The sequence below is a fragment of the Streptomyces sp. NPDC000983 genome (genome assembly GCF_040299205.1).
Taxonomy (GTDB): Bacteria; Actinomycetota; Actinomycetes; order Streptomycetales; family Streptomycetaceae; genus Streptomyces.
The window spans coordinates 23,845-40,588 of sequence record NZ_JBEPBM010000016.1 but is presented as its reverse complement, the minus strand read 5'-3'; the positions used below and the strand labels follow the sequence as shown (position 1 = coordinate 40,588).

At 72.6% G+C, this 16,744-nt stretch carries 20 protein-coding genes; 9 read left to right on the top strand and 11 right to left on the bottom strand.

Annotated features, from left to right (window positions below):
* Window positions 1-7: 7 nt before the first annotated feature.
* Window positions 8-769 (bottom strand): 3-oxoacyl-ACP reductase FabG, encoded by a 762-nt coding sequence (gene fabG / locus ABT296_RS19795; protein ID WP_351928992.1) that lies wholly within the window; start codon window positions 767-769, stop codon window positions 8-10.
* 280 nt (window positions 770-1,049) lie between these two features.
* Between fabG and ABT296_RS19790 the strand changes: the two genes are divergently transcribed.
* Window positions 1,050-1,592, top strand: a complete 543-nt coding sequence (locus ABT296_RS19790; RefSeq protein ID WP_351928990.1) for an excalibur calcium-binding protein — start codon at window positions 1,050-1,052, stop codon at window positions 1,590-1,592.
* A gap of 1 nt (window position 1,593) precedes the next feature.
* Here the strand turns inward: ABT296_RS19790 and ABT296_RS19785 are convergent, their stop codons facing one another.
* Together ABT296_RS19785 and ABT296_RS19780 are read right to left on the bottom strand one after the other, a co-directional pair.
* Window positions 1,594-2,010: a DUF3037 domain-containing protein gene (locus ABT296_RS19785; RefSeq protein WP_351928988.1), complete on the bottom strand. Its 417-nt coding sequence runs from the start codon at window positions 2,008-2,010 to the stop codon at window positions 1,594-1,596.
* Window positions 2,007-2,762, bottom strand: coding sequence for a HipA family kinase (locus tag ABT296_RS19780; RefSeq protein WP_351928986.1), 756 nt, complete (start codon window positions 2,760-2,762; stop codon window positions 2,007-2,009). Before ABT296_RS19780 ends, ABT296_RS19785 begins: the two co-directional genes overlap by 4 nt.
* Window positions 2,763-2,851: 89 nt before the next feature.
* Between ABT296_RS19780 and ABT296_RS19775 the strand changes: the two genes are divergently transcribed.
* Window positions 2,852-3,280 (top strand): Rieske (2Fe-2S) protein, encoded by a 429-nt coding sequence (locus ABT296_RS19775; RefSeq protein WP_351928984.1) that lies wholly within the window; start codon window positions 2,852-2,854, stop codon window positions 3,278-3,280.
* Here the strand turns inward: ABT296_RS19775 and ABT296_RS19770 are convergent.
* Window positions 3,267-3,917 (bottom strand): cysteine hydrolase family protein, encoded by a 651-nt coding sequence (locus tag ABT296_RS19770; protein WP_351928982.1) that lies wholly within the window; start codon window positions 3,915-3,917, stop codon window positions 3,267-3,269. The genes ABT296_RS19775 and ABT296_RS19770 overlap by 14 nt on opposite strands.
* 141 nt (window positions 3,918-4,058) lie before the next feature.
* Here ABT296_RS19770 and ABT296_RS19765 point away from each other — a divergent pair, with 141 nt between their 5' ends.
* Window positions 4,059-4,526, top strand: coding sequence for a pyridoxamine 5'-phosphate oxidase family protein (locus ABT296_RS19765; RefSeq protein ID WP_351928980.1), 468 nt, complete (start codon window positions 4,059-4,061; stop codon window positions 4,524-4,526).
* Between the two features lie 62 nt (window positions 4,527-4,588).
* On the opposite strand, the gene ABT296_RS19760 is transcribed toward ABT296_RS19765, so the two are convergent.
* Entirely contained in the window at window positions 4,589-5,494 is a 906-nt protein-coding gene (locus ABT296_RS19760) for a LysR family transcriptional regulator (RefSeq protein WP_351928977.1), read from the bottom strand.
* Between the two features lie 74 nt (window positions 5,495-5,568).
* Here ABT296_RS19760 and ABT296_RS19755 point away from each other — a divergent pair, with 74 nt between their 5' ends.
* On the top strand, window positions 5,569-6,531 hold the full coding sequence (locus ABT296_RS19755; RefSeq protein ID WP_351928975.1) for a DMT family transporter: 963 nt from the start codon (window positions 5,569-5,571) through the stop codon (window positions 6,529-6,531).
* Between the two features lie 24 nt (window positions 6,532-6,555).
* On the opposite strand, the gene ABT296_RS19750 is transcribed toward ABT296_RS19755, so the two are convergent.
* Window positions 6,556-7,887: an aminotransferase class I/II-fold pyridoxal phosphate-dependent enzyme gene (locus ABT296_RS19750; protein WP_351928973.1), complete on the bottom strand. Its 1,332-nt coding sequence runs from the start codon at window positions 7,885-7,887 to the stop codon at window positions 6,556-6,558.
* Between the two features lie 23 nt (window positions 7,888-7,910).
* Here ABT296_RS19750 and ABT296_RS19745 point away from each other — a divergent pair, with 23 nt between their 5' ends.
* Window positions 7,911-8,600, top strand: coding sequence for a pyridoxamine 5'-phosphate oxidase family protein (locus ABT296_RS19745; protein WP_351928971.1), 690 nt, complete (start codon window positions 7,911-7,913; stop codon window positions 8,598-8,600).
* 24 nt (window positions 8,601-8,624) lie between these two features.
* On the opposite strand, the gene ABT296_RS19740 is transcribed toward ABT296_RS19745, so the two are convergent.
* Window positions 8,625-9,629: an EamA family transporter gene (locus ABT296_RS19740; RefSeq protein WP_351928969.1), complete on the bottom strand. Its 1,005-nt coding sequence runs from the start codon at window positions 9,627-9,629 to the stop codon at window positions 8,625-8,627.
* A gap of 85 nt (window positions 9,630-9,714) precedes the next feature.
* On the bottom strand, window positions 9,715-10,257 hold the full coding sequence (locus ABT296_RS19735) for a Clp protease N-terminal domain-containing protein (RefSeq protein ID WP_351928967.1): 543 nt from the start codon (window positions 10,255-10,257) through the stop codon (window positions 9,715-9,717).
* 198 nt (window positions 10,258-10,455) lie between these two features.
* On the opposite strand from ABT296_RS19735, the gene ABT296_RS19730 reads away from it, so the two are divergent.
* Both ABT296_RS19730 and ABT296_RS19725 read left to right on the top strand, forming a co-directional pair.
* The gene (locus ABT296_RS19730; RefSeq protein ID WP_351928965.1) at window positions 10,456-10,644 is read left to right on the top strand and encodes a hypothetical protein; all 189 of its coding nucleotides are present in this window, start codon (window positions 10,456-10,458) and stop codon (window positions 10,642-10,644) included.
* A gap of 111 nt (window positions 10,645-10,755) precedes the next feature.
* Window positions 10,756-11,184 (top strand): type II toxin-antitoxin system Rv0910 family toxin, encoded by a 429-nt coding sequence (locus ABT296_RS19725; protein ID WP_351928963.1) that lies wholly within the window; start codon window positions 10,756-10,758, stop codon window positions 11,182-11,184.
* A gap of 60 nt (window positions 11,185-11,244) precedes the next feature.
* Here the strand turns inward: ABT296_RS19725 and ABT296_RS19720 are convergent, their stop codons facing one another.
* Window positions 11,245-11,853: a PadR family transcriptional regulator gene (locus ABT296_RS19720; protein ID WP_351928961.1), complete on the bottom strand. Its 609-nt coding sequence runs from the start codon at window positions 11,851-11,853 to the stop codon at window positions 11,245-11,247.
* A 163-nt stretch (window positions 11,854-12,016) separates the two neighbouring features.
* Between ABT296_RS19720 and ABT296_RS19715 the strand changes: the two genes are divergently transcribed.
* Window positions 12,017-12,829, top strand: coding sequence for a PhzF family phenazine biosynthesis protein (locus ABT296_RS19715; RefSeq protein WP_351928959.1), 813 nt, complete (start codon window positions 12,017-12,019; stop codon window positions 12,827-12,829).
* A gap of 75 nt (window positions 12,830-12,904) precedes the next feature.
* Here the strand turns inward: ABT296_RS19715 and ABT296_RS19710 are convergent, their stop codons facing one another.
* Together ABT296_RS19710 and ABT296_RS19705 are read right to left on the bottom strand one after the other, a co-directional pair.
* A complete protein-coding gene (locus tag ABT296_RS19710) occupies window positions 12,905-13,705 on the bottom strand; it encodes a CPBP family intramembrane glutamic endopeptidase (protein WP_351929232.1) in 801 nt (266 codons plus the stop codon).
* A 90-nt stretch (window positions 13,706-13,795) separates the two neighbouring features.
* A complete protein-coding gene (locus ABT296_RS19705) occupies window positions 13,796-15,313 on the bottom strand; it encodes a glutamate-cysteine ligase family protein (RefSeq protein ID WP_351928957.1) in 1,518 nt (505 codons plus the stop codon).
* Between the two features lie 552 nt (window positions 15,314-15,865).
* Between ABT296_RS19705 and ABT296_RS19700 the strand changes: the two genes are divergently transcribed.
* On the top strand, window positions 15,866-16,450 hold the full coding sequence (locus ABT296_RS19700; protein ID WP_351928955.1) for a hypothetical protein: 585 nt from the start codon (window positions 15,866-15,868) through the stop codon (window positions 16,448-16,450).
* The last annotated feature ends 294 nt before the right edge of the window (window positions 16,451-16,744 follow it).

The window sequence follows — 16,744 nt, the reverse complement described above, 5'->3', positions numbered from 1 at the left end:
CGATCCTCTAGTCGAGCGGTCCGCCGGCCACGTACAGCACCTGGCCGGAGACGAAGCCGGCGGCCTCGCCGGTGAAGAAGGCGATGGCGTTGGCGATGTCGTCCGCCTCGCCGACGCGCTGGACCGGGATCTGGGTGGCGGCGGCGGCCTTGAAGTCGTCGAAGCCCATGCCTACGCGCGCGGCGGTGGCGGCCGTCATGTCGGTGGCGATGAAGCCGGGGGCGACGGCGTTGGCGGTGACGCCGAACTTGCCGAGCTCGATGGCGAGGGTCTTGGTGAAGCCCTGCATGCCGGCCTTGGCCGCGGAGTAGTTGACCTGGCCCCGGTTGCCGAGCGCGGAGGACGAGGAGAGGTTCACGATCCGGCCGAACTTGGCCTCCACCATGTACTTCTGGCACGCCTTCGCCATCAGGAAGGCCCCGCGCAGGTGGACGTTCATGACGGTGTCCCAGTCGGAGACGCTCATCTTGAACAGCAGGTTGTCCCGGAGCACACCCGCGTTGTTGACGAGGATGGTCGGCGCGCCGAGCTCCTCGGCGATGCGGGCGACGGCCGTCTCGACCTGGGCCTCGTCGGAGACGTCGCAGCCGACCGCGAGGGCCTTGCCGCCGGCCGCGGTGATCTTCTCCACGGTGTCCTTGCAGGCGGCCTCGTCGAGGTCGACGACGGCGACCGCGCGGCCCTCGGCGGCCAGGCGTACGGCGGTGGCGGCGCCGATCCCGCGCGCTGCGCCGGTGACTACGGCGACCCGCTGGTCAGTGGTGGACATGGCTGCTTCTCCTCGCCCTTGGGGTGCGGCTCAGCGGCCCGCCCATCGGTGAGCGACCGCTTAGTACCTTCAGCAGACGTGACGCTAGAAGCCCTGGCACCCGGTGTCAACGGCACACCGTCACGTGTGATCCATTACCTGGCCCCGAGCGGTGACCGTCCGCCATCCTCCCGCGCCGCGCCCGCCCACGACACCCGATCGGCCCCGCTGGACGGGTCACCGCCGCGGGCGGCCCCTAGCGTCGGCCGAGAGCCCGTACGGGCCGGAGAGGAGGCGCGCCATGCGCCGTCGCACCGGGGCCGCAGGCACGCTGATCGCGATAGCCGCGATCATGCCGCTGGCCGGCATCGCACACGCGCAGGACCTGGACTGCGGGAACTTCACCTACCAGGAGGACGCGCAGGCCGAGTACGACCGCAACCCCGCCGATCCGAACCGGCTCGACGAGGACCAGGGGCAGGACGACGGCATCGCCTGCGAGGTCCTGCCCCGGCGGGGACCCGGCGCGACCCTGATCCCGCCCGCGACGCCTCCCGCGACCGTCACCCCGCCGCCCCGGACTCCCGCGACCGTGAGTCCGGTGACCCCGGTCCCGGTGACCAGCATTCCGGTGACCACCGTTCCGGTGACCACGGCCCCCGCCACCCTGAGCCCCGCCACGACCACGCCTGCCACGCTCACCCCGACCCTCGGTGTCCGGGGCGGTCTGGGCGGTTCCGCGGGTTCCGCGCTCGGGGGCTGGGAGGCCGCCGCCGGGGCGGCCCTGGTTGCTGGCGGCGCGGTGGCGGCCGGCTACGTCATCAGGCGGCGCCGCCGCTCCTGAATCACCGCACGAGCAGGTCCAGCAGGCGTTCCGGTTCGGCCTCCGGGTCGGTGGTCAGGCCGGTGTGGACGGGACCGGGCTGGACGATCGTGGAGCGGGGGGCGATCAGCCAGCGGAACCGGCGGCCCGCGTCGTCGGGCGCGGCCTGGCCGGCCGCGTCGCCGCCGGAGCAGACGCGTTCCACGGCGCCGAGCGCGGCCCGTACGCCGGCCACGTCCGCCCGTGGGTCCAGGGCCAGCAGCCTGGCCTCGTCGAGGTGGGTGCGCGCGCCGACGTAACCCCTGGCGCGGCAGTAGACGAGCACCCCGGCGTTGATGCACTCACCGCGCTCGATACGGGGCACGACGCGCAGGACGGCGTACTCGTAGACCTCGCGGCCGGTCGGTCCGCCCTTGATGAAGTGCCGGTCGTCGCTCACTGGAGCCCCTCGATGCGTTCGTGGATGACGGCGGCCCGGGCCAGCAGGGGGCGCGCGTAGGCCCGTCTGAGGTCGTTCGGGGTATCGAAACCGGGTTCGTCGGCCAGCCAGGCGTCCGGGATCTCGGCGGTGACCTCGGCGAGCAGTTCCCCGGTGATCCGGGGGGCCAACTCGGCGGCGGCCGAGGCCACATCGGGGGCGAAGGGCGCGAGCGCGTGGTCGCCGGCATCGTAGGGGCGGACCGCGGAGGTGTCGGCGCCGGGCCAGTTGTGGTGCCAGATCAGGGTGGCGCCGTGGTCGATGAGCCACAGCTCGCCGTGGAGCATCAGCAGGTTGGGGTTGCGCCAGGAGCGGTCGACGTTGTTGACCAGCGCGTCGAACCAGACGATCCGGCCGGCCTCCTCGGGGCCGACCGGGAAGGCAAGCGGGTCGAAGCCGAGCGCGCCGGACAGGAAGTCCATGCCCAGGTTGGTGCCGCCGCTGCCCCTGAGCAGTTCCTGCACCTGCTGCTCGGGCTCCCCCAGACCCAGCACCGGGTCGAGCTCCACGGTGACCAGACGGGGCATCCGGAACCCGAGCCGACGGGCGAGTTCGCCGCACACCACCTCGGCGACCAGGGTCTTGCGGCCCTGTCCCGCGCCGCGGAACTTCATGACGTACGGGCGCGCGTCGTCGGCCTCGACGAGCCCCGGCAGCGAGCCGCCCTCACGCAGCGGTGCGACGAAGCGGGTCGCGATGACTTCCCTGAGCATCGCCCCAGGTTACTTGCGCCCTGAACGGCACACGCGCGCCGCCCGTACCAGAGGGCGCAAGGCGTACCTCCGTGGAAGGGATGACCCGCATGACGAGCGAACCGCTCCACCCCGCCGACGCACCGAGCCGCCGGACCGTCGTGGCGGCCGTGGGCGCGGTGGGGATCTCCTTCGCGCTGAACGCCTGCGGCTCGGAGGACGACGACCCGCCCGCGACCTCCGGGTCCGGCGGGACGGTCATCGCTCGGACCGCGGACGTGCCGGAGGGCGGCGGCCGGATCGTCCCCGAGCACAAGGTGGTCCTGACCCAGCCGACCGCGGGCACCTTCAAGGCGTTCTCCTTCGAGTGCACCCACCAGGGCTGCCCGGTGACGGGCGTCTCCGACGGCGCCATCACCTGCCCGTGCCACAACAGCAGGTTCTCCATCGAGGACGGCAGCGTGCAGAAGGGTCCGGCGACGCAGCCGCTGCCCGCCAAGGAGGTCACGGTGGACGGCGACGAGATCACACTGGCCTGAGCCGGCGGTCGCGGCGGAACGCGGCCACCGCCTGTTCGGTGGTGGTGAGGGTGGCGACGAGCGCGAGGGTGTGCCGGACCATCGCGGGGGTGTACGCGCAGGGCACCCCGGCTATCGCGTCGGTGGGCACGACGGCCGTGTAACCGCGGTTCACCGCGTCGAACACGGCGTTGGGGATCGCCACGTTGGCCGAGACCCCGGCCACCACCAGCGTGCGGCACCCCAGATTGCGCAGCAGAGCGTCGACGTCGGTGCCCTGGATCGGCGACAGGCCGTGCAGCCGCCGTACGACGATGTCCTCCTCGCGGACCTCGATCGGGTCGGCGACCCGGACCGCGGCGGAGCCGGCGAGCTGCTGGACGGGGAGCCGTTCGGCGGCGCGGAACAGGCGCGCGTTGCGGTTGGCGCCGCGGCCGTCGGGGCGGCGCTCGGCGAGCGCGTGAATCACCTGGACCCCGCCGGCGCGGGCGGCGGCCACCAGCCGGGCGACGTTGGCGAGGGCGCCGGAGGAGCGGGCCGCCTCGGCGAGTTCGGGCAGGGCGCTGTCCGGCCCCACGACCCCCTGTTGGCACTCGACCGTGAGCAGCACGGTGGCGACGGGGTCGAGGAGTTCGCTGAGCTGGTCGGAGGACGGCACGATGGTCCCCTTCTCGCCGACGGGCCTGGGCGGGCGACGGTAGCCACCATTGCGCGCGGAGGGAAGACGACTCATCCTTTTCTGACGTGATGTCAGAGGATCTCCTCTGACACGACGTGGGAGAAAGAGGGGGAGGGACCTATGACCGTCGCTCAGCGCCGGGGTCGGAAGATCATGATGACTCCGGGTGAACTGGACGAGTTCCTGGCCACCCAGCGCACCTGCCGGGTCGCCACGGTGTCCGCCGACGGGGCGCCGCACGTCAGCACGCTCTGGTTCGCGTGGGACGGCACCTCGCTGTGGCTGTACTCGGTGGTGCGCAGCAGGCGTTGGGCCCAGCTGCGGCGCGACCAGCGGGTCGCGATCGTGATCGACACGGGCGAGGAGTACGACGAGCTGCGGGGCGTGGAGCTGTCCGGGACGGTGGAGTTCGTGGGCGAGATCCCGCGCACCGGGGAGCTGCGCGCCGAACTCGACGTGCCGGAGACGCTGTTCGCGCGCAAGAACTTCAACCTGGAGGAGATGCCGCACGACGGCCGCCACGCGTGGGTGCGGCTGACCCCGGAGAAGACGGTGTCCTGGGACTTCAGGAAGCTGGCGGGGGCCTGAGCCCGGCACCGGGTGCCAGGCGTAAAGGAGCGCGGGGTGACGCGGAGGAGCGCCGAGGGGCCCTATCCGCCGATCCTCTCCCCCGCCGCGCGCAGCGCCTGCACCGCCGCCCGGATCGACGGCCGGCGGTCGGCGTCCGCCCGCCAGACGACGTACACATGGCGCCGCACCCGCTGGCGCAGCGGTACGGCGACCACTCCCGCGGGCATCGGGTCGCGGCCCAGCACGGGCACGATGCACACCCCGAGTCCCGCTGCGACCAGGCCGAGCTGGGTGTGGGTCTCCGCGGCACGGTGGCCGACGATCGGCTCGATGCCCTTGGAGCGCAGGGTGAACATCAGCCACTCGTGACAGAACTCGCCCTGGCCCCAGGTGATCCACTCGTCCTCGGCGAAGTCGGCGAGGTCCACCTCGTCCCGGCCGGCGAAGCGGTGGCCGGCCGGCATCGCCACGTCGGCGGGGTCGTCCAGGATCGGGGCCTTCACCAGGCCGTCCGGCAGCGGCATCGGCTTGTTGTACCAGTCGAGGACGACGGCGAGGTCGAGGTCGCCGCGGACCACCCCGGCGACGCCCGCCTCCGGTTCCAGCTCGCAGGAGCGCAGCCGCAGCGCCGGGTGTCCGGCGCGCAGCGCGGCGAGGGCGACGGGGAACAGCCCGCGCGCCGCGGTCGGGAACGCCGAGATCCGCAGCTCGCCCGCGACCTGGCCGCGCTGCGCCTCCAGATCGGCCTGGGCCAGTTCGACCTGCGAGAGGATGCGGGCCGCGTGCTCGGCGAGCAGCCGTCCGGCGTCGGTGAGGCGGACACCGCGGCCGTTCTTGGCCAGCAGTTGCTGTCCGACCTCCCGCTCCAGCTTGGACATCTGCTGGGAGACGGCGGACGTGGTGATGTGCAGCCCCTCGGCGGCGCCGCTGACCGAGCCGTGCCGGGAGAGGGCGTCGAGGGTACGCAGGCGCTCCAGGTTCAACATGTAAGCAATGCTACGAGATAAAGCTCGCGAATTCTCGCTTGTGCTACGAGATCCTTCGGCCGCACCCTGGTCCCATGACCCGCTCACGCTCACGGCTCGACTGGCGCCTGCGCTTCGCCGCGCTCTCCCTGATCTGGGGTTTCAGCTTTCTGCTCATCAAGGTGGGCACCGAGGGCTACGCGCCCTTCCAGGTCACGCTCGGCCGGCTGGTGTTCGGCACGGCCGTGCTGGCGGTGGCGATGGCGGTGCGCCGGGAGCGACTGCCGCGCGGGGCCCGAACCTGGGGGCATCTGACGGTCGCCGCGTTCCTGCTGAACGCGCTGCCCTTCTCGCTGTTCGCGTACGCGGAGCTGACCATCCCCTCGACGCTCGCGGGCATCTGCAACGCGACCTCACCGCTGTGGGGCATGGCGCTGTCCATGGTCGCGCTCTCCGAGGACCGGCCGACCCGGGTGCGCGTCGCCGGTCTCGGTCTGGGCTTCCTCGGGGTGCTGACGGTGCTGGGCGCCTGGCAGGGCTTCAGCGGCATGGACGCCCGGGGCACCGGGATGGCCCTGCTGGCCTCGCTCTGCTACCCGGTCGGCTGGATCCACATCCGCCGCACCCTGGCCGGCTCGCCCTCCTCGCACCTCTCCCTGACCGGCGCCCAGTTGCTGCTCGCGACGGCTCAACTCGCCGTCATCACTCCGCTGTTCACGTCGATCCCGGCCGAACTCCCGCTGGTCCCGCTGCTGGCGGTGGTGGCCCTCGGCGCCCTCGGCACCGGTTTCGCGGTGCTGCTGCAGTACGGGCTGGTGGCCGAGGTCGGTCCGACCACGGCCCAGATGGTCACGTACTTCATCCCGGTCATCGCGACGGCGGCGGGCGTCCTGGTGCTCGGCGAGCCGCTGAGCTGGTCGACCCCGGTCGGCGCCGTGATCGTGCTGGCGGGGGCGGCCCTGACCCAGCTCCGCCCCCGACGCCACGAGCCGCCCCGGGCGAACATCGCCGAAACGCCCGAGCGGGCGGCGGCCGTACCGGGCGCGGCGACCCGCTGAGCGCCCTCGGCGGACCGGCCACTTCTAGACGCCGCCCCTGCCGGGCGCCGGGCGTACGGCCGAGGCGACGGCGTCGGCCAGGGTGAGGGTCTCGGCGTCGGTGAGGGTCGAGACCGTGATGCGCAGTCCCGGGCCGGAGTTCAGGCGGAAGCGGGCGCCGGGGGCGACGGCCCAGCCGGCGTGCAGCAGGCGGGAGACGGCGCCGGTCTCGTCCGGGACGGGCACCCACACGTTCATGCCGGTGCGGCCCCGCGCCACGACCCCCCGCTCGGCGAGCGCCCCGATGAGCAGATCCCGGCGCCCGCCGTACGCCGCCGCCACCGCCTTCGGATCGACCGAACCGTCCGCCCACAGCCGGACGACGGCACGCTGGACGACCAGGCTCACCCAGCCGGGCCCCAGGCGCTGCCGTCCCCGGACCCGGTCGAGGGTGACCTCGTCCCCGGTCAGCACCGCGAGCCGCAGGTCGGGGCCGTACGCCTTGGCCGCCGAGCGGACCAGGGCCCAGTGCCGGGTGACGCCGGCCAGGGGGTGCAGCGGGACGTCGACGATGGCGTACCCGTGGTCGTCCTCGACGAGGAGGGTGTCCGGGTACTCCCGGAGCACGGACCGCAGCGCACGCGCGCGTGCGGCGCCGACCGCGGCGCCGGTCGGGTTCTGCGCCCGGTCGGTGACGATCAGGGCGCGGGCCCCGGCCGCCAGCGCCCCGCGGACGTCCTCGGGCACCGGCCCCTCGTCGTCCACGCCGACCGGCGCGAGGCGCAGCCCCAGCGCGGGGACCAGGTCCAGGACGCTGCCCCAGCCCGGGTCCTCGACGGCCACGGTGTCGCCCGGTTTCAGATGCGCTGCCAGCACCCGCTCGATGGCGTCGAGGGAGCCGGAGGTCACCGCCAGCGGCCCGTCCGGCACACCGTCGGCGTCCAGTTCGGCGCGGGCGATCCGCACCAGCTCGGGGTCGACGGGCTCGTCCCCGTAGAGCACCGGCGCCCGGTCCGCCCGAAGCGCGGCGGCGGTGAACGCCGGGGCGAGCGGCGGCAGCAGGGCCGTGTCCGGGTTGCCGTCGGCGAGGCCGCGCACGCCCGCGGGGACGTCGTCACGGATGTAGTCGCGGGCCGTGGTGGCCGGTTTCGGCCGCACCCGGCTGCCCCGGCGCCCCGCGGTCTCGATGACCCCGCGCTCGCGCAGGGTGCGGTAGGCGGCGGCGACGGTGTTGGGGTTGACCCCCAGCTCGGCGGCCAACTCCCGCATCGGCGGCAGCGTCTGCCCCGGTGCCAGCCGCCCCGCGCCGACCGCCGCCTCGATACCGGCCGCGATTTCCGATGCGCGCCGACCCGTGATCCGATATTCTCCTAGCACAAACCAGATTATGCACTAGTGCAATGGAGACCGCAATGCAGGGGACGCCTCCGCAGGAACACCAGCCCGCCGCCTACACGCCGACGGACCGCACCGTCCCCACCCGCTCCGCCAAGCGGGCGTCGTACGACAGGGAACTGGTGCACTCGATACTCGACGAGGCGTACGTCTGCCATCTGGGCTTCGTCCGGGACGGCGCGCCGGTGGTGCTGCCGACCCTCTTCGGCCGCGTCGGCGACACGCTCTACGTGCACGGCTCGACCGGCTCGCGCCCGCTGCGGATGACGGGCCAGGCGGACCCGGGGCTGCCCGTGTGCCTGACCGTCACGCATGTGGACGCGCTGATCCTGGCCCGGTCGGCCTTCCACCACTCGATCAACTACCGCTCGGTGGTGGTGCACGGTGTCGCGCACCAGGTGACGGACCCGGAGGAGAAGCGGATGGCCCTGGACGCCCTGGTCGACCATGTCGTACCGGGCCGCTCGGCGGACTCCCGCCCCGCCAACGGGAAGGAACTGGCCGCCACCGCCGTCATCCGGCTGGACCTGAACGAGGTCTCGGCGAAGCTGCGCACCGGCGGTGTGAACGACGAACCCGAGGACCTCGCCCTCCCGCACTGGGCCGGCGTGGTCCCCCTGCGCAAGGGCTACGAGGCCCCGGTCGACGACCCGGACCTGGCACCCGACACGAAGGTGCCCGCGTACCTCACGTGACCGCGGGGCCCGGGACGTCAGGCCCTACGTGGCCGTCCCCCTGGCCGACAGTTCCCGCTCGGCGCCGCCGCCCGCGGCCACCGGTTCGCCGGACCCCTTGCCCGGCGCCGAGGACTGGGCGATGAAGGCGCCGAGGAGGACCACCGCGCCGCCGATGATCTGCGGGGCGGAGAGGTGCTCGCCGAGCAGGACCCAGGCCAGGACGGTCGCGATGACCGCCTCAAGACACGCGACCACGCCCGCGACCTGCGGGGAGAGCCGGCGCACCGAGACCACGCCGGTGACGTAGGCGACGACGGTGGCGACGAGGACGATCCAGGACAGCAGCAGCGCGGCCGCGACCGGGGTGCCGTTCATGTCCGCGCTGCGGGTGAGGACGCCCCAGTCCATGGACCAGGGCCGGGCCACCACGGTCAGCACGGCGGCGCCGACGAGCAGACCGTAGGCGATGACGCCGAGCGGGTCCGGCGCCTCGTCCGCCGAGTCGCTGCCCTGGTCGGACAGGACGAAGTAGCCGACCTGGCAGCAGGCCGCGCCGAGCGCGAGCAGCAGGCCGAGCGCGTCGAAGCCGAGCCCGGCCCACACCTCGACGACACAGGCGAGTCCGCCGACCGCGAGGACCACCCCGAGCGCGGCGGCCCGGGTCACTGGCCGCCGCTGCACGAACCGCACCCAGCCCAGCACCAGCGCCGGCGCGAGGTACTCCACGAGCAGCGCGACCCCGACCGGGATGCGGGAGATGGAGGCGAAGTAGAAGGCCTGCACGCCGGCCACGCCGAGCAGTCCGAACCCGGCGAGCAGCGCGGGCCGTTGCCGCACGAGCGCGCGATGGCGCACGGCGAGCGGCAGCATCACCAGGGCGGCGCCGGCCACTCTCAGCCACACCACGTGCAGCGGGTCCAGGCCCGCCTCGATCAGCGGCTTGGCCGCGACACCGGATCCCCCGAAGGCGAGCGCGGAGACGAGTGCGAGGCCCAGCCCCATGCCCCTGCCGCTGCCCTGACTGCTCTCTGACGTACGCACCGGCACATGATGACAGGCGACGACATGAGCGTCACCCCCGATGACACCTGTCTCAGCGCATGGACTCCGCTCAGCAGCCGGAGTCGCCCGGTCAGCAGCCGGAGTCGCCCGCGAAACTCCCGGGCCGGCTGTCGATCCGGGAGTACACCTCTCCCGCGTCGATCCCGGCCCGGGCCAGCACCTCCACGGCGCGGGCCCGCGCGTCGACGACGAGCGCGGCGAGCAGGTCGACACCGGCCGCGGGTTCGCCGCGGCGGGCGGCGCGGGCGCAGGCGTGCTCCAGCGCGCCCGCGGCGAGCGGGGAGAGGCCGTCGGTGTCGGTCACCACGGGCAGGGCGGCGGAGTCCTCGACGCTGCCCTGCCAGCGCAGGCCGTAGCCGATGCTGCGCTGGACGAGATAGCCGAGCAGCCGGGCGACCCGGGGCGCGTCGCCGAAGACGTCCCGCACCTCGGCGTCGTACTCCAGGAGGGAGTGCAGCAGATGGGCGCTGTCGACCTGGCGGTCCGCGTCCCGCACCGCACGGCGGCGGGCGCCGGAGATCACCGCTGCCAGCTCCGCACCGAGCCTGGCATCGTTGTCCGTGCGCCTTCCGGCCTGTTCGGGTTCCGGCTGGCGGGGAATACGGGATGGCACATCCCCTACCCCATCAGTCGCCGGGGTCGCGGTCATCCCCGGCGGGATGCATCTTCGCGTCCCACGGAGAGTGGACCCGGTGGGCCGAAATCTCCTCCCTGGGGATGAGATCAGGCCGTTTCCGGACCGACGGCGCGCGCCGCCTTGCCCCGCGCCCCGCGCGCAACCGCGCCGGGTCCGAGTACGTCCCAGAGGTGGATGGAGAGCAGGTGCTGGCTGGTGGCGCTGCCGGCCGTGGACGGCAGACAGTACGTCTACCGGGTGTACGCCCCGGAGGACGCGCTGCGCGGTGACCTGTTCTGGGACGCCTGGCACTGTCACGACGAGAGCGCCCTGCCGCGCGCGTGGGACCTGTTCGACGCGGCGGTCATACGGCTCATGGGCTGAGTCCCGGACGGGCCCGGTCTCCACACATTCTGACGGTTCATCAGTATTGAATGTTCCGGGCCCCGCGACTACGTTCCGCGACACCGTAGCGTGCGACGAAGGGGTGGCGGCATGGCCGAAGTCAACGCGGAGGCGCGGATCGGGGCACCGGCCGACAAGGTGTGGGACCGGCTCACCGACTGGCCCGCGTACGGCGAGTGGAACGCGACCCACACCAGCTTCCCCCGGGGCGGCCCGGCCGTCCTGGAAGTGGGCGGGACCTTCCAGGAGAACATGAAGCTGATGGGCTTCCCGGCCGAGGTCGAGTGGACCATCGAGGAGCTGGAGCCGGCCCGGGTGCTGGCCCTGCGCGGCAAGGGTCCGATGGCGGTGAGCGTCTGCACCCGCTACACGCTGACGCCGGACGGGGACGCCACCACCGTGCGCATCGACGGGGAGTTCACCGGCGCCGCCGTGTCGCTGATGGCGGGCCGGCTGAAGGACTCGGGGACGGCGGCGCTGAACGAGTCGCTGCGCAAGCTGGCCGGACTGGTGACCTGAGCCCGCACGACGAAGGGGCGCCCCGAGGGGCGCCCCTGACTCACGGCGGGGAGGCTGCCGTCAGTCCTCGTCGGCGAGGATCAGGTACAGCTTCTTGCGCGCTTCGTTGATCACGGAGATCGCCTTCTCGCGCTGCTCCTTGCTGCCGGTCTTCCAGACCTGCCCGAACGCCTCCATCAGACCGAAGCCGGCCTGCCGGATGTCGTTCACGGCCTCCCAGTCGACCCCGCGCGCGGCCTCTTCCCAGGGCGCCTCGGGGCCTTCGTCGGCCGCGGTACGGCCGGCCTCGGTGAGGGAGAACAGCTTCTTGCCGCCCTCGCTCGCACTGGAGATCAGCCCCTCGTCCTCCAGCAGTTGAAGGGTGGGGTACACCGAGCCCGGGCTGGGCTTCCACGCCCCGCCGCTGCGCTCGGTGATCTCGCGGATCATCTCGTAGCCGTGCATCGGCCGTTCCTTGAGCAGGGCCAGGATCGAGGCGCGTACATCGCCGCGCCGCGCCCTCCCCCGAGGTCCGCCACCCCGGCCCCTGGGCCCCCAGGGGCCGGGTCCGCCGCCGAAGCCGGGACCGCCCGGCCCGAAGGGCCCGAAGGCACCGCGCCGTCCGTCGAAACCGCCCCGGCCCTGACGACCGGCTCCACTGTGTCCACGTTCGAATCCATGGGAACGCATCGCAATCACTCCATTCCATCGTTGATCTGTCGCGATGCGTCAACGATATATCGGAACTGTTCTTACGACAAGCCCCCGGTTCGGGCGGGCCGACGCCCAAATCGGTCCAGCGCCCCGGAATTGGCCTTGGCCCGCGCCTTCGGCACCCCTCTACCGTCGAGGCATGCGCATCCGAATCGTCGACGCCTTCACCGACCGCCCGTTCCGCGGGAACCCAGCCGGGGTCCTGCTCCTGGACGCCTTTCCGGCCGACGACTGGCTCCAGAACGTCGCCATGGAGGTCAACCACGCCGAGACCGCGTTCGCCCACCGCCTCACCGACGACGCGCACGCCGACTGGGCGCTGCGCTGGTTCACGCCGGCCGCCGAGGTCGCGATGTGCGGTCACGCCACCCTCGCCACGGCACACGTCCTGCGCACCACCGGGGCGCACGAGGGCCCGGTGCGGTTCGCCACCCGCAGCGGGGTCCTGGTCGCCACGCCCCAGGAGGACGGCTCGTTCGTCCTGGACTTCCCGACGGCACCGCTCACCGCGTCCGCGATCCCGGACGGGGTCGCCGAGGCACTCGGCGCCCAGCCGCTGAGCGCCTACGACACCGGCCCGAACGTGGGCGACCTGCTGGTGGAACTGGCCGACGAGAAGACCGTCCGCTCCCTGGCCCCCGACCTCAAGTCCCTGGGCGCCTACTCCGAGCGCGGTGTGATCGCCACCGCCCGCGCCGAGGACCCTTCGCAGGGCCACGACTACGTCTCGCGCTGCTTCTTCCCGAACATCGGCATCGACGAGGACCCGGTCACCGGCAGCGCGCACACCGCGCTGGCCCCCTTCTGGTCCGAGCGCCTCGGCCGCGCCGCACTCACCGGGCTCCAGGCGTCCCGGCGCTCCGGCCTGGTCCGCACGGAGGTACGCGGCGACCGCACCCTGCTCGGCGGCCGCGCGGTCACGGTGATCGACGGGGAGCTGCTGGCCGGGTGAGGGTGGGGCGGCGGGCGCCTCCCGCCGCTGCCCCGGCACACGGCTTCCAGGTTTCCCGGCTGCCGCCCCGCCCGGTCAGGCGGTGGGCAGCCAGTCCACCTTGCCCGCGAGCAGCGCGTACCCGACGAACGCACCGATGTCGAGCAGCGAGTGCGCCACGACCAGCGGTCCGACCCGGCCCCACCGGCGGTAGAGGTACACGAAGACGACGCCCATCACCATGTTCCCGATGAACCCGCCGATGCCCTGGTAGAGGTGGTAGGAGCCGCGCAGCACGGAACTGGCCGCCATCGAGGCCCCCGGCGACCAGCCCAGCTGCTGGAGCCTGCGCAGCAGGTAGCCGACCACGATGACCTCTTCGAGGATCGAGTTCTGCAACGCCGACAGGATCAGCACCGGGTACTTCCACCACACCTCGGGCAGCGCCTCGGGGACCACGGTGAGGTTGAACCCCAGGCCCCGGGCGGCGAGGTAGAAGGCGATGCCGGTGCTGCCGATCACCGCGGCGACGGCCGCGCCGCGGCCCAGGTCGGGCCAGGGGCGGGTGCGGTCGAACCCGAGGGCCCGCAGTCCGCTGCCCTCGCGCATCAGGAAGTGCGCGACAAGGAGCACGGGGACCAGCGAGGTGGTGATGCCGAAGAGCTGCCAGGCGAGGTCCAGCCAGGGCCGGCCGGGCGCGGCGGAGGCGTTCAGGGTGGCGGCCTGGTCCTTCAGGCCGCCGGGCCGGGTGACCGAGCCGACGAAGCTGATCAGCGCGGAAACCCCGCTCGCACCGAGCGACAGCGCCAGCACCAAGAGGGTCTCGTCGCGCAGGATCCGGCGCGAGGGCCCCTCCTGCGGGAACGACCCGGACACAGGTCCCGCCTCCGCCTGCACACTGCCTCCCAGGGGCACCACCGTCATCGGACGTCACAGCTTGCCCGATCAGTATGGAGCGGACGGCGGCGACCCCCGGTCCGGCGCCCCTCAGCCCAGCGCAACCGCCTCCGGCAGCCCCACCGGCCAGGTGTGCACCGGCTCGCCCGCGTGCATCAGCTCGCAGTAGCGGCGGGTGGTGGCGGCCAGCGCGGCGTCCCGGGACAGCCCGCGTTCCAGGGCCCGGTGGAAGGTGGCGGACTGCCAGGCGGCTCCGTTGGTCCGCCGTCGGCAGCGCTCCTCGATGACCCCCAGGTACCGGTCCCGGTCGACGGGTTCGACACCCCAGGCGTCGAGACCGGCCGCCGCGAGCGGCAGCAGTTCCTCGCGTACGAGGGTGGTGGCGTCCAGTTCCGTGGTGCCGCCGTGGCGGCCGCGCCGGGGCCACTGCAGACGGGCGTCGATGCCGTGCCGGCAGGCGGCGTCGAAGTTGGCCGCGGCAGCCTCGAACGGCAGCCGGGTCCACACCGGGCGGGACTCCTCGGCGAGGGCGCGGACGACGCCGTAGTAGAAGGCGGCGTTGGCGATCACGTCGGTGACGGTGGGGCCGGCCGGCAGGACGCGGTTCTCGACCCGAAGGTGCGGGACGCCGTCGGCGATGCCGTAGACCGGGCGGTTCCAGCGGTACACCGTGCCGTTGTGCAGGACGAGTTCGGCGAGGGAGGGGATGCCGCCCTCGTCGAGCACCTTCAGCGGGTCCTCGTCGTCGCAGATCGGCAGCAGGGCCGGGTAGTAGCGCAGGTTCTCCTCGAACAGGTCGTAGGCGGAGGAGATCCAGCGCTCCCCGAACCAGGTCCGCGGGCGCACCCCCTGGGCCTGGAGTTCGGGCGGCCGGGTGTCGGTGGACTGCTGGAAGAGCGGGGGCCGGGACTCACTCCACAGCTCACGGCCGAACAGGAACGGCGAGTTAGCGCCGACCGCGATCTGGGCCGCGGCCACGGCCTGCGCCGCGTTCCACACGGCGGCGAAGCGGGCCGGGGTGACCTGGAGGTGCAGTTGGACCGAGGTGCAGGCGGCTTCCGGCGCTATCGACTTCGAGGTGCAGGTGAGGTGTTCGACGCCCTGGATGTCGAGCAGGAAGTCCTCGCCGCGGGCGGCCACGATCTGGTCGTTGAGCAAGGTGTAGCGGTCGACGTCGGAAAGGTTGGAGGAGACCAGGTCGTCCCGGTCGAGGGTCGGCAGAATGCCGATCATCATGATTCCCGCATCGAGCTCCCCGGCTTTTCGATGGGCATATGCCAGCGACGTACGGAGTTCCTCGTCGAGCTGGTCGAATACCCGGCCTCCCAGCCGGTGTGGAGCTATGTTGACTTCCAGGTTGAACATGGCGAGTTCTGTTTGGAAATCCCGACTCGCGATCCGCTCGAGAACCTGCGCATTCAACATTCTGGGCATGCCGTCGGCTCCGGCGAGATTCAATTCGATCTCGAGCCCCATGAGGTTCTTCGGGCGGTCGAACCGCTTCTCCGCCAGCAACCGCTCCAGACCCGCCAGACACTCCCGGAGCTTGTCGCGGTAGCGCTGGCGGTCGGACAGATCGAACCGCCCTGCCACGACTTTCTCCCCCATCGGAGCCTCTCCCTCCTCGCATGGGCGGGCCGTGCGTCCGGCCGCCGTGGTCCCGAGTCAGGTGGGATGATGCCCAGCACGAGCGATCGATAACGTCTCCGGCCCGACTCGCGGCCCGCTAGGCTGTCGCACATGACCGGCGGCACATTCACCGGGCATGCGGCAGCGCGGGGTTTCGGGGCCTTGACGAACTCGTGAAAAACGCCGACGACAATTGGCCGTCCGCTCCTTGCGCATTTACCGAGGTCATCGCCTCACACCCCATCCGGAATCGGGATGATTCCCGCGGAACGCCGTCCGAATGCACCCTTGCCGAGTGGGCCGCAGACGTGTAGATGAAACACTCACTGAACACTTGTCGTATAAACTCCGCGGACAAGGCAGAAGGCTGGCGCCCGGTCGGAGAACCTGCCGCAGGGATGGACTGCGGCGGGTCTCGCGCACACCCACGCATCCAGACCTCGGCCCCTGCCCTCTCCACCCCCGCGAGCTGACAGCGCCGTCCGCCACGCCCTCGCGCCACTGTGCCTGTCGAATGAGAGGCGACCCACCATGCCGCTGCATGTCCCCCCGGCTCCCGCGCCCGCACTTCGCTCCGTCCTCACCGCACTCGGCTCCCCCACCGCGGTCCGCGAGGCCCGAACGCCGTCCCTGCGCGCCGCCCAGGGGCCCGCGACCCCCGAGCTGCCCCTTCCGGTGCACGTCCTGGACGGCATCGCCACCGGCGGGCCCGTCACCACCCGGCTCGCCGGGTGGCGGTTCCTGATCCGCTGCGGCGACCGGGCCGTCGCCGCGGCGGAGACCCGGCTGACCCCCGACGGCTGGGCCTTCTCGCACTTCTTCGAAGGCCCCTACATCACCTCGACCGAGCACGCGCTGCGCCAGGCCGAGACGATGCCACAGGCGTACCAGCCCCGACTGCTCTCCGTGCCCAGCCTGTACATGCTGACCCTGTGGCTGCACGGCGACGCCGCCGCCGACGCCGCCGCCGGCCATCCGGAGCCCATGGACCTGCTGGTGCCGCTGGCGCCCGCCCCGCCCGGCATCGCGGCCCACCGCCCGCACCGGGCCGCCGATCTGCTGCCGGTGCTGACCCACCGCGTGGCCCCGGCCCCGCTCCTCGGCTCCCCCGCCTGACGCCCCCGCCGCAACTCCCGTACCCCGCCGCCGGTCGCCGGCCGCGGGGTACGGCGGCATGTACGGCGCTCGTCCGCTCGTACGAGCGCGAGTACGCTCCCAAGAGCCTCTGACCTGCGTGGACTAGCCCTTTCCGGCCCCCCTGAACCACCCGAAATGACAGTGCGGTCGGGCTGAACCGTCCGCGCGAGTGACGCGTCATCAACCTATGAGAAGCGGTGCACCGAAATCCCTGCGGATTGACGCCCGTAGGGCAACACTGGGTTCGAACCACTTGTCGCAACGGGGGCGGCC

What these genes read in the sequence shown, in the direction of transcription:
- fabG (WP_351928992.1), bottom strand. Translation starts at nt 769, where the DNA reads ATGTCCACCACTGACCAGCGGGTCGCCGTAGTCACCGGCGCAGCGCGC.
- ABT296_RS19790 (WP_351928990.1), top strand. Translation starts at nt 1,050, where the DNA reads ATGCGCCGTCGCACCGGGGCCGCAGGCACGCTGATCGCGATAGCCGCG.
- ABT296_RS19780 (WP_351928986.1), bottom strand. Translation starts at nt 2,762, where the DNA reads ATGCTCAGGGAAGTCATCGCGACCCGCTTCGTCGCACCGCTGCGTGAG.
- ABT296_RS19775 (WP_351928984.1), top strand. Translation starts at nt 2,852, where the DNA reads ATGACGAGCGAACCGCTCCACCCCGCCGACGCACCGAGCCGCCGGACC.
- ABT296_RS19765 (WP_351928980.1), top strand. Translation starts at nt 4,059, where the DNA reads ATGACCGTCGCTCAGCGCCGGGGTCGGAAGATCATGATGACTCCGGGT.
- ABT296_RS19760 (WP_351928977.1), bottom strand. Translation starts at nt 5,494, where the DNA reads ATGTTGAACCTGGAGCGCCTGCGTACCCTCGACGCCCTCTCCCGGCAC.
- ABT296_RS19755 (WP_351928975.1), top strand. Translation starts at nt 5,569, where the DNA reads ATGACCCGCTCACGCTCACGGCTCGACTGGCGCCTGCGCTTCGCCGCG.
- ABT296_RS19745 (WP_351928971.1), top strand. Translation starts at nt 7,911, where the DNA reads ATGGAGACCGCAATGCAGGGGACGCCTCCGCAGGAACACCAGCCCGCC.
- ABT296_RS19730 (WP_351928965.1), top strand. Translation starts at nt 10,456, where the DNA reads ATGGAGAGCAGGTGCTGGCTGGTGGCGCTGCCGGCCGTGGACGGCAGA.
- ABT296_RS19725 (WP_351928963.1), top strand. Translation starts at nt 10,756, where the DNA reads ATGGCCGAAGTCAACGCGGAGGCGCGGATCGGGGCACCGGCCGACAAG.
- ABT296_RS19720 (WP_351928961.1), bottom strand. Translation starts at nt 11,853, where the DNA reads ATGCGTTCCCATGGATTCGAACGTGGACACAGTGGAGCCGGTCGTCAG.
- ABT296_RS19715 (WP_351928959.1), top strand. Translation starts at nt 12,017, where the DNA reads ATGCGCATCCGAATCGTCGACGCCTTCACCGACCGCCCGTTCCGCGGG.
- ABT296_RS19705 (WP_351928957.1), bottom strand. Translation starts at nt 15,313, where the DNA reads ATGGGGGAGAAAGTCGTGGCAGGGCGGTTCGATCTGTCCGACCGCCAG.
- ABT296_RS19700 (WP_351928955.1), top strand. Translation starts at nt 15,866, where the DNA reads ATGCCGCTGCATGTCCCCCCGGCTCCCGCGCCCGCACTTCGCTCCGTC.